Source organism: Virgibacillus sp. FSP13 (assembly GCF_054048505.1).
The window spans coordinates 1-13,785 of the sequence record NZ_JBSVKG010000042.1; the positions used below are offsets into that span (position 1 = coordinate 1).

The window sequence follows — 13,785 nt, forward strand, 5'->3', positions numbered from 1 at the left end:
CCTATTTTTGTACCAAATAAATTGTTTTGCTTTTCATGCTATACTAAAATAGATAATAGGTAAAAAATAAAGCTTACTTACATAGGGAGGCACCAACATGGATTATCGTATTGAAAAAGATACACTTGGAGAAATTCAAGTACCTGCTGATAAATATTGGGGAGCACAAACACAACGCAGTAAACAAAACTTTCCTATTGGCGGCGAAAAAATGCCACAGGAAGTTGTTCGTGCGTTTGCGATTTTGAAAAAAAGTGCTGCCAAAGCAAATAGCGAATTGGGATTGATGGATAAGCAAAAGGCGGAAGCAATTGCATATGCAGCGGACCAAATTGTTGCTGGGAAATTGGACGAGCATTTTCCATTAGTTGTCTGGCAAACAGGAAGTGGTACCCAATCCAACATGAACGTGAATGAAGTGATTGCTCATGTAGGGAACAAGTGGTTAGACGAACAAGGCAGTGAATTGACCCTTCATCCAAATGACGATGTGAACAAATCACAGAGCTCAAATGACACATATCCAACAGCAATGCATATTGCCGCTGTTTTAAAACTTGAAGATGTTGTACTACCTGCATTAACTACACTAAAAGACACATTAAAAGTAAAAATGGATGCTTTTGAAGATATCGTAAAAATTGGTCGGACCCATTTGCAGGATGCCACACCATTAACATTAGGACAAGAAATTAGCGGTTGGCACCGTATGCTTGAAAAAACGGAGACCATGATCACTGAAAGCTTGCACCACTTGAAAGAGCTTGCTATTGGTGGAACTGCGGTTGGAACTGGTCTAAATACACATCCTGATTTTTCTGAAAAGGTTTGTGGAGCAATTAATGAAGTTACCAAGAAGAACTTTATTTCCGCACCAAATAAATTTCATGCATTAACAAGCCATGATGAAACGGTTCATGCGCATGGTGCATTAAAAGCATTAGCAGCGGATCTAATGAAAATTGCAAATGACGTACGTTGGTTAGCTAGTGGTCCTCGTTGTGGAATTGGTGAACTTACCATACCGGCAAATGAACCAGGAAGCTCCATTATGCCAGGAAAAGTAAACCCTACCCAATGTGAAGCCGTTACCATGGTAGCAGCGCAAGTAATGGGAAATGATGCAACAATCGGTTTTGCAGCGAGCCAAGGAAATTTTGAATTAAATGTGTTTAAACCTGTCATTGCATACAACTTTCTACAATCAAGCCAACTGTTAGCGGATAGTATGCTTTCATTCGATGAACGTTGTGTAAAAGGGTTAGAGCCAAATCATGAACAAATCGAAAAATACTTAACAGATTCATTAATGCTTGTAACAGCATTGAATCCACATATCGGTTACGAAAATGCAGCTAAAATTGCCAAGCAAGCATTCAAAGATAATGCGACATTAAAGGAAACAGCCGTGAAACTTGAGTTGTTAACCGAAGAAGAATTCGATCAATATGTAAATCCAAAAGAAATGACACATCCTAAATAAAGCATCTTTTCATATTTAGAAAGCAGTTTAAAAGAAGTTCATTCAAAAAGAATGAGCTTTTTTTATTCCTTTAATCACTGTAATGAAGGTGTTTTGAGCCTGCAAGCACAATTTACCAGTGAAAAATTGTGATAAGTTTTGTAGATGTGCAGACAATATGATTACAGGAGGTGATAGACATGGCTAACAACAACTCAAACAACTCAAACCAATTAGTTGTACCTGGCGTTGAGCAAGCTCTTAACCAAATGAAAACTGAAATTGCACAAGAGTTTGGTGTTAACTTGGGAGCTGATACAACTTCTCGCGCTAACGGTTCCGTTGGTGGAGAAATTACAAAACGTCTTGTAGCAACTGCACAACAACAAATGCAAGGACAACAACCACAATAAGTATGGCTTTAGTGGGTGAGAAACTCGCTAATCATTAGCATAGAGGGATGTCTCTGTTAAGACATCCCTCTATATTTTAATGGTAGTATTTACAAAGGTGTTGGATTTATACATAAGAATTTGGTTAAAAAACGTCCCCCGTTCAGGTGGGAGGTTTTTTACATCAGCGCGAAAATTGAAAATTAGCGGATTCGTTGTTCGGTTTCTAGATCAAAGAAATGTACTTTGTTCATATCAAATGCTAGATCGATTCGTTCACCACCATTAATGTCAGATCGGGAGTCAACACGGGCAATAAAATCCTGATCATTTACTTTAGAGTAAAGATAAGATTCAGCACCCATTAATTCAGCAACATCGATTTCAGCTGTTATTTTTGTTTCCGGTGTGGAATCAATAAACACAGGCTCATCATGGATATCCTCCGGACGGACACCCAAAATAACATCCTTATCAACATACCCTTGTTCACGCAACAACTTCATTTTACCTTCAGGAACTTTAATCGCTAGATCACCGAGCATAAATTGTCCATTTTTAAGTTTACCTGTCAGAAAGTTCATAGAAGGTGAGCCAATAAATCCACCAACAAACATATTTTCTGGACTGTCATAAACATCTTTAGGTGCGCCAACCTGTTGGATTATTCCGTCTTTCATAACAACAAGTCTTGTTGCCATTGTCATTGCTTCGGTTTGGTCATGGGTAACATAGATTGTTGTTGTTTGCAGGCGTTGGTGAAGTTTTTGAATTTCTGCACGCATTTGCACCCGTAATTTAGCGTCTAAGTTTGATAATGGTTCATCCATTAAAAACACTTTTGCATCGCGTACAATTGCCCGACCCAATGCTACACGTTGACGTTGCCCGCCGGAAAGTGCTTTTGGTTTTCGGTCTAAATATGCTTCAAGCCCTAAAATTTTAGCAGCATTGTCTACACGCTGCTTAATTTCATCTTTTTTAAATTTGCGTAACTTTAACCCGAAAGCCATATTGTCGTAAACATTCATATGTGGATACAATGCATAGTTTTGGAAAACCATTGCAATGTCACGGTCTTTCGGTGCAACATCGTTCATTTTTTGATCATCAATGTATAATTCTCCATCTGTGATTTCCTCAAGGCCGGCAATCATACGCAATGTAGTTGATTTTCCACATCCAGATGGTCCAACAAAAACAATAAATTCTTTGTCCTGGATATGTAAATTAAAATTATCTACTGCAATTGCCTTTTTGTCATATGATTTTTGAATATGTTCTAAACGTAATTCAGCCATTGTAATTCCCCCTTAAATTGTGTAAACCCTTTCATATGACTATTGTATAAAACGTATTCAAAAGACGAAATAGCAAACATGCACAAAGATTTACGATCCCTTTGTGCATGTTTGCTAGTCCCTATGTTTTTTGGAAAGTAATGCAAGTTGTACAGTCATCGCCTGTGGAAATTGCCGAACGTCGAACCCGGTTTTTTCAATGAACTTATCAATTCGGTATTGGAGGCTGTTCCGATGCATATATAATTCCTTAGCAGTGACGGAAATATTTAAGTTGCACGTGATGAAAGTTTCGATTGTTTGGAGTAGTTCATGGTCATCGAAAGTTTCTTTTAAAATCATTTCAGGGATGGTGTTTAGTATTTTTGTTTTAGCTTGATCAACAAACAGGTGAGGAATCGCATCACTATATGATAATACCACTTTTTTAGTAAAATCAATCGATGCTTTGGCACAACTTATTAATGTTTGGTAATATTTCTTTGCATCTGCTAATTCAATTAGATAAGGTCCAACTAAAAAATTAATTTTAACATAAAGATCACTCATTAATACATCGGCAATTTGGTCATAGGAAATAGACTCCATTTGCTCTTCAATTATGATTCCGCTATGATCATTTTCCCATAAAATGGGTACTTGCTTAGTGAAGATTTCATAAATTGCCTCTCCAAAAGCGGAAGGATCAAGTTTGTTAGTTGGAAACGTGAAATAAATAAACCGATAAGCATCAATATTAGACAAGATCACAGCAGTATCGTTAATTTGTTGCATCCATTGTTGTTCCTTTTTTGTTAATGGTGGCAGGTTCACATTGTAAGGTGTTAAAAAGGCTGCCAGTAATGTAGTATCTTTTTCTGTTAGTTCTGTTTGTCTTATTCCGATAACCTCGTTTTCCGGAGTCAGAAACCACTTGTAGTTATCTTTTTCGGTTTGGTTTTCAGGAACTTGTGTACGTAATGATGGGAAGATAGTTTGTAATTTTTTTATCATAATATATCCTCATTTTTAAATTTAATACTATTATAACAATTTGCTTGTTAGTTGAAAAAGATTTACTAAAGAGTACTAAATGATAAATAGTGAATCTCTTCCTAGAAAAGAAAACCACTTTTCCTGCGTAAGATGCGGATTTTGAGGCAATGCTTGTGTTTACGTATCTTCTATTAAAACCATCAACATCTTGCAGGCAACTGAGAAATAGGCAAACCCGCTGTTCAAAACTATGCCCCTCGATTTTTTGCTTCTAATTTGCACTATTTGAAGAAACACTAAACTAGAGCAATTTACCAAAATAGTATACATGAAAGATTTCGTTTGTTATAGTTATTTTAGTGAAAAGTTGAAGGAGGAAATACAATGCCAAATATTTATGATAGTGCATATGACTTGGAAAAAGCGATTCGAGAAAGCGATGAATTCAAGAATTTGAAAGAAGCATATGATGCCGTGATGAGCGATGAATCAGCAAAGCAAATGTTTGATAATTTCCGTAACACCCAAATGGAATTGCAAGAAAAACAAATGCAAGGACAGGACATATCCGAAGAAGAAGTAGAAAAAGCACGTCAAGTTGTTGAATTAGTTCAACAACATGAGGATATTTCCAAGTTAATGGAACAAGAACAACGTCTAAACATGGTTATTAATGATGTTAGTCGGATTATCACCAAACCGCTTGAAGAACTTTATGGCGATCCATCTCAACAAGAAGAACAATAATACATATTAAAGACTCGCAATTTGCGGGTCTTTTTTTGTGCTTTAAATTAGCAGGAATTTGTCACATAAAAGGCGAATAAAAAGATATAGAAATATAAAAAGGTGGGGTTATTGTGAGTACCGTTTTCCATGAACGTGTTAATCGAATTTCATATATTTACTTAAATCGTCCAGAACGTTACAATGCATTGAACAAGGAAATGCTAGAAGAATTGTTGCAGATGGTAAAAGACATAGAGAAAAACGATGATCAGATTGTTATCTTAGCTGGAAAGGGAAATGCCTTTTGTGCAGGTGGTGACATTTCGATGATGAAAGACTTTGCCAACAAGGAATTCTTTGATGATGTCATGAAAACAATTGAGGAAATTGTTTTGCGTTTGTACATGATGCCAAAGATAATTATTTCTGCATTACAAGGTTCCGCGGTTGGGTTAGGATTGAGCCTGGCTTTGAATGCCGATTATGCCATTGCTCAGCGTGAATCCCGGTTAGGTATGCTGTTTATCGGAATTGGACTTGCACCTGATGGGGGTGGACATTTCTGGTTACAAGAACGACTTGGTACACATAAAGCGAAACAATTTACGTGGGGATTGAAACAGGTGAATGGACCAGAAGCCAAAGCAATGGGTCTTGTCGATATCATTACTGAGGAAAGTGTTGTCGATCACGCAACAAACCTAGGAAAAACATTGTTAACGACACCTCTAGTATCAATGATTAAAACGAAAATGATGTACCATTCTAGAAGTAAAGAAACATTACAATACTATTTGGAACAAGAGCAAAAGACACAATGGGAACTGCGAAACACAGATGATCATAAAGAAGGCGTTCAAGCGTTTCTGGAAAAAAGAAAGCCAGTATTTTCAGGAAAGTAAGTAGTGATGAAAGAGGCTGTAATGGGCAAGACCCATGCAACAGCCTCTTTTAACATAGGTAAGGTAGGTATAAAATTGACTTTAATTGTTCTTGGGAAGTGCGAGCCACGTCAACTCCAGCACCCAGCGACTAGCGAGACTCCCTTCACCCTCGTCCGACAAGTCAACATCGTTCGCTCCCGCTTTTGTTTTAATCCTTAGCGATGAAATAAAACTAATTTAGCTTCTGGCGAGACACATCGATGTGTATGTTCACTATAACCTTCATCAGCCAGCCTAGCTTGGCCTACTTTTTTTGCTTCATTGTCATTTTCTGCTGTGAACGATTCATCAAGCAACTTTTCACCAGTTTTTTCAAATACTGTCAAACTGTACGTTCGCATTTTTCTGATACCTCCTGAAGTCACATTACATACAATATTCGATACAAATCACCAAAATCCTGCTAACCAAGAAAAAAGTGTAAAGTAACACTTCACAAAGGGCTAAATATACAGTAAACTCTTTGTGAAGCAAACTTGACTTAAAAAAAACAAAGTTAAGAAATGTTGAAACAAATTAGAGAACGAAACGTAACACGTAATGGGGAAGGGAGAGAGTATCTTGACATTAACATTAAAAAATGTAACAAAGCGGTTTGGTAGCCACACCGCGGTCGACCACCTGTCACTGGAAATCCCAGAAAAAGAAATGTACGGATTTCTAGGGGGAAATGGTGCGGGAAAAACAACCACATTCCGAATGATTCTTGGATTGTTAGACATTACAGAAGGGGATATTTCCTGGAACGGCGAGTCAATTGGCTATAATAAAAGCCATCTAATCGGTTATTTGCCGGAAGAAAGGGGATTATACCCAAAATTAAAAGTTAGGGATCAAATCATCTATCTCGGAAAATTACGCGGGATGACAAAGGATGAGGCAGTGACCGAATTAGCAGGATGGTTAGACCGATTTAAAGTACCGGAATATATGGACAAAAAGGTTGAGGAATTATCAAAAGGGAATCAGCAAAAAATTCAATTTATCTCCGCGGTACTTCATAAACCAAAGCTGCTTATTCTGGATGAGCCATTTTCTGGACTTGATCCGATAAATGTTGAAATGCTGAAAAAGGCTGTGGTGGAGTTGAAAGAACAGGGAACATCGATTGTTTTTTCGTCACATCGGATGGAGCATGTAGAAGAATTATGTGAACATTTATGTATTCTTCATAAAGGGAAACAAATTGTTCAAGGGTCATTGCGGGAAATTAAACGGTCATTTGGTAAGAAAAATTTGATTGTGCATGCTGACTTTTCGCTTGAATTTTTGCAAAATCATCCCGGTGTTGTGCAATATAAACAGATAATGGATGGGTGTGAATTGCAAATTGAAAATGAAGCAGTATCCCAAACCATCTTTGAAGCGTTGCAAGGGAAAGGGTTCATTCGGAAATTTGATCTTGAGGAACCAATGTTGAATGACATTTTCATTGAGAAAGTGGGTGCCTCATATGAATAAATTTTGGATTATATTATCGCATACGTACATGTCGAGGTTTAAAACTAAATCATTTTTAATCAGTACTATTGTTTCTTTGCTTTTCATCTTCGCGATTGCAAACTTCCAATCGATTATGGATATATTCTCTGATGATAGTGCAGATGAAATCGCTGTCTTAGATGAATCTGGCCAATTGTTCGAAACGTTAAAAGAGAGTACGGAAAATGCAAATGATGATATGGAGTTAGTTAGTTTTGATGGATCGGAGCAAGAAGCAAAAGAAGCTGTTCAGGATGAAACATATCAAGCATTAATAATCTTAACGTTAAATGAGGATCAATTACCAGAAGCAACTTATTATGCGAATACGATTACAGAAACAGGCGAACAATCAACAATTGAACAGCAGTTGCAACAGTTGAAAATCTCCGTTGCAACACAACAAGCAGGAATTGATCAGGCGAAACTAGCGGAAATATATGCACCTGTTACGTTTGAGACGGTTGCTCTGGATAAAAGTGCAAAAACGGGTGAGGAACTTAGCCAGGCACGTGGGATCGTATATGTCATGTTATTTTTATTGTATATAACGGTAATGGTATATGGACAAATGATTGCCCAAGATGTAGCAACAGAGAAATCGTCTCGTGTAATGGAAATTTTAATTTCAAGTGTTTCTCCAGTAACACAAATGTTCGCGAAAATTATTGGTATTGCGTTATTGGGAATGACACAAATTATTTTGATTATCGGCGTAGGGTATGCGATGATCTCGTCTAAACAGGATGAATTAACAGGTGGTATATTCTCCTACTTTGGAATTGAAGGAGCGTCTATATCCCTATTCGTTTATGCGATTGTATTTTTCGTGTTGGGGTACTTGTTGTACGCTACACTAGCTGCTATGCTTGGATCGCTTGTGAGTAGAATAGAAGATGTGCAGCAATTGATGATGCCAATGATGTTCCTAATAGTTGCAGCCTTTATGATTGCTATGTATGGATTAAACGTACCTGATGCAAGTTTTGTTAAAATTAGTTCATATATTCCGTTTTTCAGTCCTATGCTTATGTTTTTACGTGTTGGAATGTTAGATGTACCAGCATGGGAAGTGGGACTATCATTAGGAATATTAATTGTTACTATTATTTTGTTTGCAATTATTGGCGCACGCGTTTACAAAGGTGGCGTGTTGATGTACGGCAAATCAAGTTCGTTGAAAGATTTTAAACGGGCAATTCAATTATCGAAAAAAGAATAATTTTTTAAGAAAAGGCCACGTCTTGTGGTCTTTTTCTTTTGGCGTTTTCTATTGGATTGCTGCTTTTGAGCATTTGAATTGCAATACAACTTTTACTAGCGCATTAATAACAATATATTTCGCAACTTTTAAAACATCTGACATATGTTCTCCTACCAAGGTTTCAGCTATTTTAATAATATAATTCTCAGTGCAAATCACACAGAAAATAAGTCTGTTTTCGTAATGTTTATTCCATTTTATTTCGCAGTTGATAGAAAATACGCACTAAATTTGTGTGACTTCTTTCCATCCTGTATGTATAAGATGGGTGCTAATCCGGCGCTGCGGAAAAATACTCGCTTTCCATGGGGAACGCTTCAGCCTCCTCGGAAGAAAACCACTTCCTTTGGTGTCTTCAGACTGTTCCTTTTCCATTGGAGTCTCGCATTTTTCCGCAGCTTAGAATAGCTTTCTGTTCAAGGGAGTAAAAATCCGTGTAACGCAAATTCCATGGTTTTCCTCTTTCGATAATCAGAACACTATTACCAGCGTAGGCAGAATACGTAGACTGATATGAACGAAACTGTCAAGTCCCCCCTCACACTTTTTTTAAAATATGTTTTTTGGGCAACTTTAATAGAAGAGTCCTTTTGGCTCTTTTTTTGCTTTATTATGAAGTAGTTCAACACTTCGTAACTCCCGCGGAAAGCGAAGTATTCTGCCGGAGCGAGTTCAACCACTCAACTACAATAGAGAGAGAAAGCGTCATAAAAAGAATTGTCACTGTGACGCATTCTATATCTATTGTGTAAGAAACAATGATTTTTCGGAAACAGCCATACCAATTTTTACCAATATAATCCTAATTACAATAAAAAAAGAGAACGGATTAATGCTGAAAATAATCCTTCTTTAATTTTTTTGCCAGAACGTGCATTCGTTTCAAACCTTTGGTAGAATAAACATAAAAGGTGGTGGGGAACAATGTCGAAGCAAATCTCTTTCCTACATGCTGCTGATCTTCATTTAGATAGTCCATTTAAGGGATTAGCCCGGATTCCTGAGGCGATTTTTAAAGAAGTTAAGGAAAGTACATTTATTGCCCTGGATCGATTAGTAAATGTAGCAATTAATAAACAAGTTGACTTTGTTCTACTCGTTGGTGATTTATTTGATAATGAAAAACAAAGCTTAAAAGGGCAAATTCGCCTTCGTGATGCATTTGAAAAATTAAAACATCATCATATTAATGTTTATCTTTCCTATGGCAATCATGACTACCTGAATGGAAACTATTATCCAATTACATATCCAGATAACGTATTTTCCTTCCAACAGGAAACCATTCAACATTTCATATATGAACATAATGGAGAAGCGCTAGCATCAATTTATGGGTTTAGTTATGAAAATCGTGCAGTCCACGATAACAAAGCGAATGAGTATCCGGAGGTGAATGATGCCGTTCCATTTCACATCGCGATGTTACATGGGAGTTTGCAGAGTAATACAGATCATGATGTGTATGCACCATTTCAGCTGTCGGATTTAACCAAACAACATTTTGATTATTGGGCGTTAGGACATATACATAAGCGTGAAGTTTTGTCGGAAAACCCACCAGTTATCTACCCTGGTAATATCCAAGGGCGCAACCGTAAAGAATCAGGTGAAAAAGGTTGCTACCATGTTGTATTGAATGAAGTAGGAACAGCAACAACATCGTTTATTCCGTTACAAGCACTTTGTTTTGAAAATGTGTCTGTTAACATATCTGACTGTAATCAACCTCATCAATTGGAGATTACCATTCAACATGCATTAATTGAACAACATCGTGATTTCGGACCAATCTTAGTCTCACTAACGTTGTCCAGTACGAATCCCGAACATCAAAAATGGGAAACGGATGGAATCCTAACTGATATCGTTGAACTAATAAATGAATCAGCTTGTCAGCAAACGAATTGGTTCTACATATACTCGTGTACGATCAATATAACAACTCCTTTCGCTGATACAATGCTGGCAAAAGGGGAGCATTTCCTTGGGGAACTTGTACGACATGCGGACCAAACATCAATTCATCCCTTTGTTAAAGAATTGTATCAGCATAAACAGGCTCGGAAGTATTTGCCGCGTCTTTCAGATGAAGAGGAAGAAGCGATAAAAAAAGAAGCACAACAATACCTTATGAAAGAACTTTTGTATAACGGGGGTGAATAGTATGAAAATAATGCGGGCGACCATTGACGGTTTTGGAAAATGGTATGATACTTCATTTGATTTTTCAACAAGCAATTTAACCTGCTTGTATGGGGAGAATGAATCGGGAAAATCAACACTACATTCGTTTATCTTATTTATCTTATTTGGATTGCCACCTAAAAAAAGGACTTTCTACCGACCAAAGACGGGTGCGAAAATGGGTGGCAGACTTCACGTTGCTGATGAAGATTTTGGAGAATATACAATCGAACGGTTTGATGAGAAGCGTAATGGTGCAGCAGCTTGTTATACATCCGATGGTCGCTATTTTGATGAATCTTGGTTAAAAGACCGATTAAACGGCATGACACAGCAAACCTATCAATCCATTTACTCATTTTCTGCGACTGATTTAGCAGGGATAAAAGAGATGGGCGAAGAAGATTTAGGAGATGTTTTGCTTAGCATTGGTCTGACAGGTTCAAAAAACGTTTATGCAATCGAGAAGCGTTTGGATACACAACTAGCTGATCTTTTTAAACCATATGGAAAAAAGCCAATTATAAATCAGCAACTTGTAACGATTGATGAATTGGTTGCTTCTTCCGTTGCGCAACAAAAAAATGAAGCAACCTATCGAGAAAAAAAAGAAAAAGCACATCGTTTAACAATAGAAATTAAACAGCTAAAAGACCACATACAGCAGGAACGAATGGACCTATCTGCGAGTGAAAAACATTTGCAAGCATTACCACTTATACATCAGTATCGAAATTTTGAGCAGCAATTAGCTACATATCCTGTTTCTATTCTATTTCCAGAAGATGGATTAAAGCGGATGCAAATTGTAAATGAACAGCTTTTACCAATGAAAAGTGAGCAGTCGGTATTAATTGGGAACCAGAAAAAATACGAAGATAATCAGCAACAGTTAAAAGCGGATCAAGCAGCGCAGGAGGTTTACAACCAAGCAGAAGATTTACTCGAACAATCAGCAAATTATGTAGAGGCAAAAAGAGCGTTAGAGAAATGTTACGAAGACAAGAAAAAGGTTAACTTTCAAATAGAAGCAGCGTTATACCAACTGAATGTAGGGGTTACAATTGATGATCTAGCGGGGATAACGCTACCGTTTCATATCGAAAGTACATGGAATCAGCTTGCCAATAATACAAGCCAGCTCCGTTTAGAAGCAGATCAGCTCGAACAGGAGAAGCACATAGCAGAAAAACAACGAGATCAATTAATAATAGAACAGGAAGAAATAGACTCGCAATTGTTAACAGACCAGCATGTCAGTGAATGTAATGAAACGGTTCGCAATTACAAGCAAAATACATATAGACAGTCTATGATGGACGATGCCAAGCAACAACAGCAAAAATGGCAGAGGATAAAAAAACAAAAGGAAAAATCAAGTATTACAATGTTAATCGCAAGTTTTGCCCTAGCAATCCTTTGTGGGATGATTGGTTGGTTGTTGCCGAACAAAAGCTTATTTGGTATCACATTTATTTTTGTTGTAATCGGGATTGGACAATGGCTGTGGGGAAAACGATCGATTCATGAGCTGGAGCAGATGCTCACAAGTGAGGAAGCACCATCAGCAACACCTCCAGTTATAACAAAAGCTCAATATGAAAAGGCGGAAACTCTTCTGGCTATGCAAAAAGATAATGAAGCTAAATTAGAAAAGATTCATGATCAAATGAAGGAAAATGATGTCCAATTGATAAAACTAACCGAACGAAGAAATGCTTTGGATATAAAAAACGCGCGTCTACGTCAACAAATCAATGAACAATATGAAATCTATCCATTTTTGGAGGAAATAGACATTTCGTATTGGGCGCAATTCTATCACGCTTTACATGATGTATGTAAGCAGTATGCGAAAACAGAAGAAATAGACCGGCAATGTTCACTTCTGCATGAAAGCCAACAGGATTTTCAATCTGCTATGAATAGGTTTTTCCAGGAAAGAAATTGGGAATCGTCACTTGAAACGAATGATCAATTGGATATACTTGAGACTTTTGTCAGTGATTTCCGATATAAAAAAGAATTGATTGAGCAATATGACGACTGGATTGGGGAAAATATAGAAATGCAGAATTCACTAAAACAAAAAATGCTTGTTTATGAAAAGGAACAGGAAACGTTATATGAAGCTGCTAATGTAATAACAGAGGAGGATTTTTTTCAGCGGGCGACACAATGGGAAGGAAAGCAAGACGTTCTAGCAAAACTGGCTGATGTAAACAATCAGTTGGCAGCCTTTTTTTCACAAACAGAATGGGATGCTATCAATACAGAGATTCAGGAACACGAACTTGAAACCATACAAGAAAAACACGCTACTTCTATAGAAGAATCAGAAGTAGAGTTGGATGTTAAACGTCAGCAGTTGGCCGATATAAATGCTGACTTAACAAATATGGAAACGTCTGTAATGTATTCGGAAACATTGCATCGGTGTAATATGGAAAAGGAACAGTTGGAGTCGTTAACTCGAAATTGGGCAGTATTAAAAACAGCAAAAGAGTTGTTAAAGGAGACAAAACGGGACTATCAAGATAAATATGTGACTAGGGTGATGGAGAAGGCTTCTGATTACTTTGCCACCATCACGAATAATGCGTACAAACAAATCCTTGCTCCGACTGGTAAACAAATTTTTCAAGTTGTTTCGGCAAATGATATCCACTACACGGTAAAAGAATTATCGCAAGGAACCATTGATCAATTGTATGTTTCAATAAGAATTGCAATAAGTGAGGTAATGAGTAAAAAACACCAGCTACCGTTTATTATGGATGATGCGTTTGTTCATTTTGACGTATGTAGGACAGAAAGAATAATGGAAATAATAATGGAAATTGCTAAAAATCAGCAAGTTATCCTGTTTACATGTAAACAGGATCTGATCAAAACTGTTTATCAAGCAGAAATAGTCCATTTAGAACAGCCCTGAAGAGTAAATTTTTTTCGAGGTAATTTATCAATACCTAACCTAAAATATGCTAAGAATGTTAAAATTTAGACATAGAATAACGCTGTAAATAGCGTGTTTTAGGAGGTATAAAAG

11 protein-coding genes are annotated in these 13,785 nt (G+C 37.1%); 8 read left to right on the top strand and 3 right to left on the bottom strand.

All coding sequences use genetic code 11. The features are described from left to right. Positions 1–97: 97 nt before the first annotated feature. Positions 98–1,483, top strand: a complete 1,386-nt coding sequence (fumC, locus tag ACW2QC_RS19575) for a class II fumarate hydratase (RefSeq protein WP_457545612.1) — start codon at positions 98–100, stop codon at positions 1,481–1,483. A 179-nt stretch (positions 1,484–1,662) separates the two neighbouring features. Beyond that, a complete protein-coding gene (locus ACW2QC_RS19580) occupies positions 1,663–1,875 on the top strand; it encodes a small, acid-soluble spore protein, alpha/beta type (protein ID WP_457545613.1) in 213 nt (70 codons plus the stop codon). A 182-nt stretch (positions 1,876–2,057) separates the two neighbouring features. Here ACW2QC_RS19580 and ACW2QC_RS19585 read toward each other — a convergent pair whose 3' ends face one another. Together ACW2QC_RS19585 and ACW2QC_RS19590 are read right to left on the bottom strand one after the other, a co-directional pair. Beyond that, positions 2,058–3,155, bottom strand: a complete 1,098-nt coding sequence (locus tag ACW2QC_RS19585; RefSeq protein WP_457545614.1) for an ABC transporter ATP-binding protein — start codon at positions 3,153–3,155, stop codon at positions 2,058–2,060. 114 nt (positions 3,156–3,269) lie between these two features. Continuing rightward, on the bottom strand, positions 3,270–4,148 hold the full coding sequence (locus ACW2QC_RS19590) for a PucR family transcriptional regulator (RefSeq protein WP_457545615.1): 879 nt from the start codon (positions 4,146–4,148) through the stop codon (positions 3,270–3,272). Between the two features lie 366 nt (positions 4,149–4,514). Between ACW2QC_RS19590 and ACW2QC_RS19595 the strand changes: the two genes are divergently transcribed. Both ACW2QC_RS19595 and ACW2QC_RS19600 read left to right on the top strand, forming a co-directional pair. Next, entirely contained in the window at positions 4,515–4,877 is a 363-nt protein-coding gene (locus ACW2QC_RS19595) for a YlbF family regulator (protein ID WP_457545616.1), read from the top strand. A 113-nt stretch (positions 4,878–4,990) separates the two neighbouring features. Next, positions 4,991–5,761 carry an enoyl-CoA hydratase-related protein gene (locus ACW2QC_RS19600; RefSeq protein WP_457545617.1) on the top strand — a complete coding sequence of 257 codons (771 nt, stop codon included), beginning with the start codon at positions 4,991–4,993 and terminating at the stop codon, positions 5,759–5,761. Between the two features lie 197 nt (positions 5,762–5,958). Here the strand turns inward: ACW2QC_RS19600 and ACW2QC_RS19605 are convergent, their stop codons facing one another. Continuing rightward, positions 5,959–6,144 (bottom strand): YhzD family protein, encoded by a 186-nt coding sequence (locus ACW2QC_RS19605; RefSeq protein WP_457545618.1) that lies wholly within the window; start codon positions 6,142–6,144, stop codon positions 5,959–5,961. A 220-nt stretch (positions 6,145–6,364) separates the two neighbouring features. Here ACW2QC_RS19605 and ACW2QC_RS19610 point away from each other — a divergent pair, with 220 nt between their 5' ends. The 4 genes from ACW2QC_RS19610 (at position 6,365) to ACW2QC_RS19625 (ending at position 13,671) form a co-directional block, all read left to right on the top strand. Further along, positions 6,365–7,264, top strand: a complete 900-nt coding sequence (locus ACW2QC_RS19610) for an ABC transporter ATP-binding protein (RefSeq protein ID WP_457545619.1) — start codon at positions 6,365–6,367, stop codon at positions 7,262–7,264. After that, on the top strand, positions 7,257–8,507 hold the full coding sequence (locus tag ACW2QC_RS19615; RefSeq protein WP_457545620.1) for an ABC transporter permease: 1,251 nt from the start codon (positions 7,257–7,259) through the stop codon (positions 8,505–8,507). Before ACW2QC_RS19610 ends, ACW2QC_RS19615 begins: the two co-directional genes overlap by 8 nt. 966 nt (positions 8,508–9,473) lie before the next feature. Continuing rightward, positions 9,474–10,715 carry a metallophosphoesterase family protein gene (locus tag ACW2QC_RS19620; protein WP_457545621.1) on the top strand — a complete coding sequence of 414 codons (1,242 nt, stop codon included), beginning with the start codon at positions 9,474–9,476 and terminating at the stop codon, positions 10,713–10,715. Position 10,716: 1 nt separating this feature from the next. After that, complete coding sequence (locus ACW2QC_RS19625; RefSeq protein WP_457545622.1) at positions 10,717–13,671, top strand: AAA family ATPase; 2,955 nt, start codon at positions 10,717–10,719, stop codon at positions 13,669–13,671. Positions 13,672–13,785: the final 114 nt, after the last annotated feature.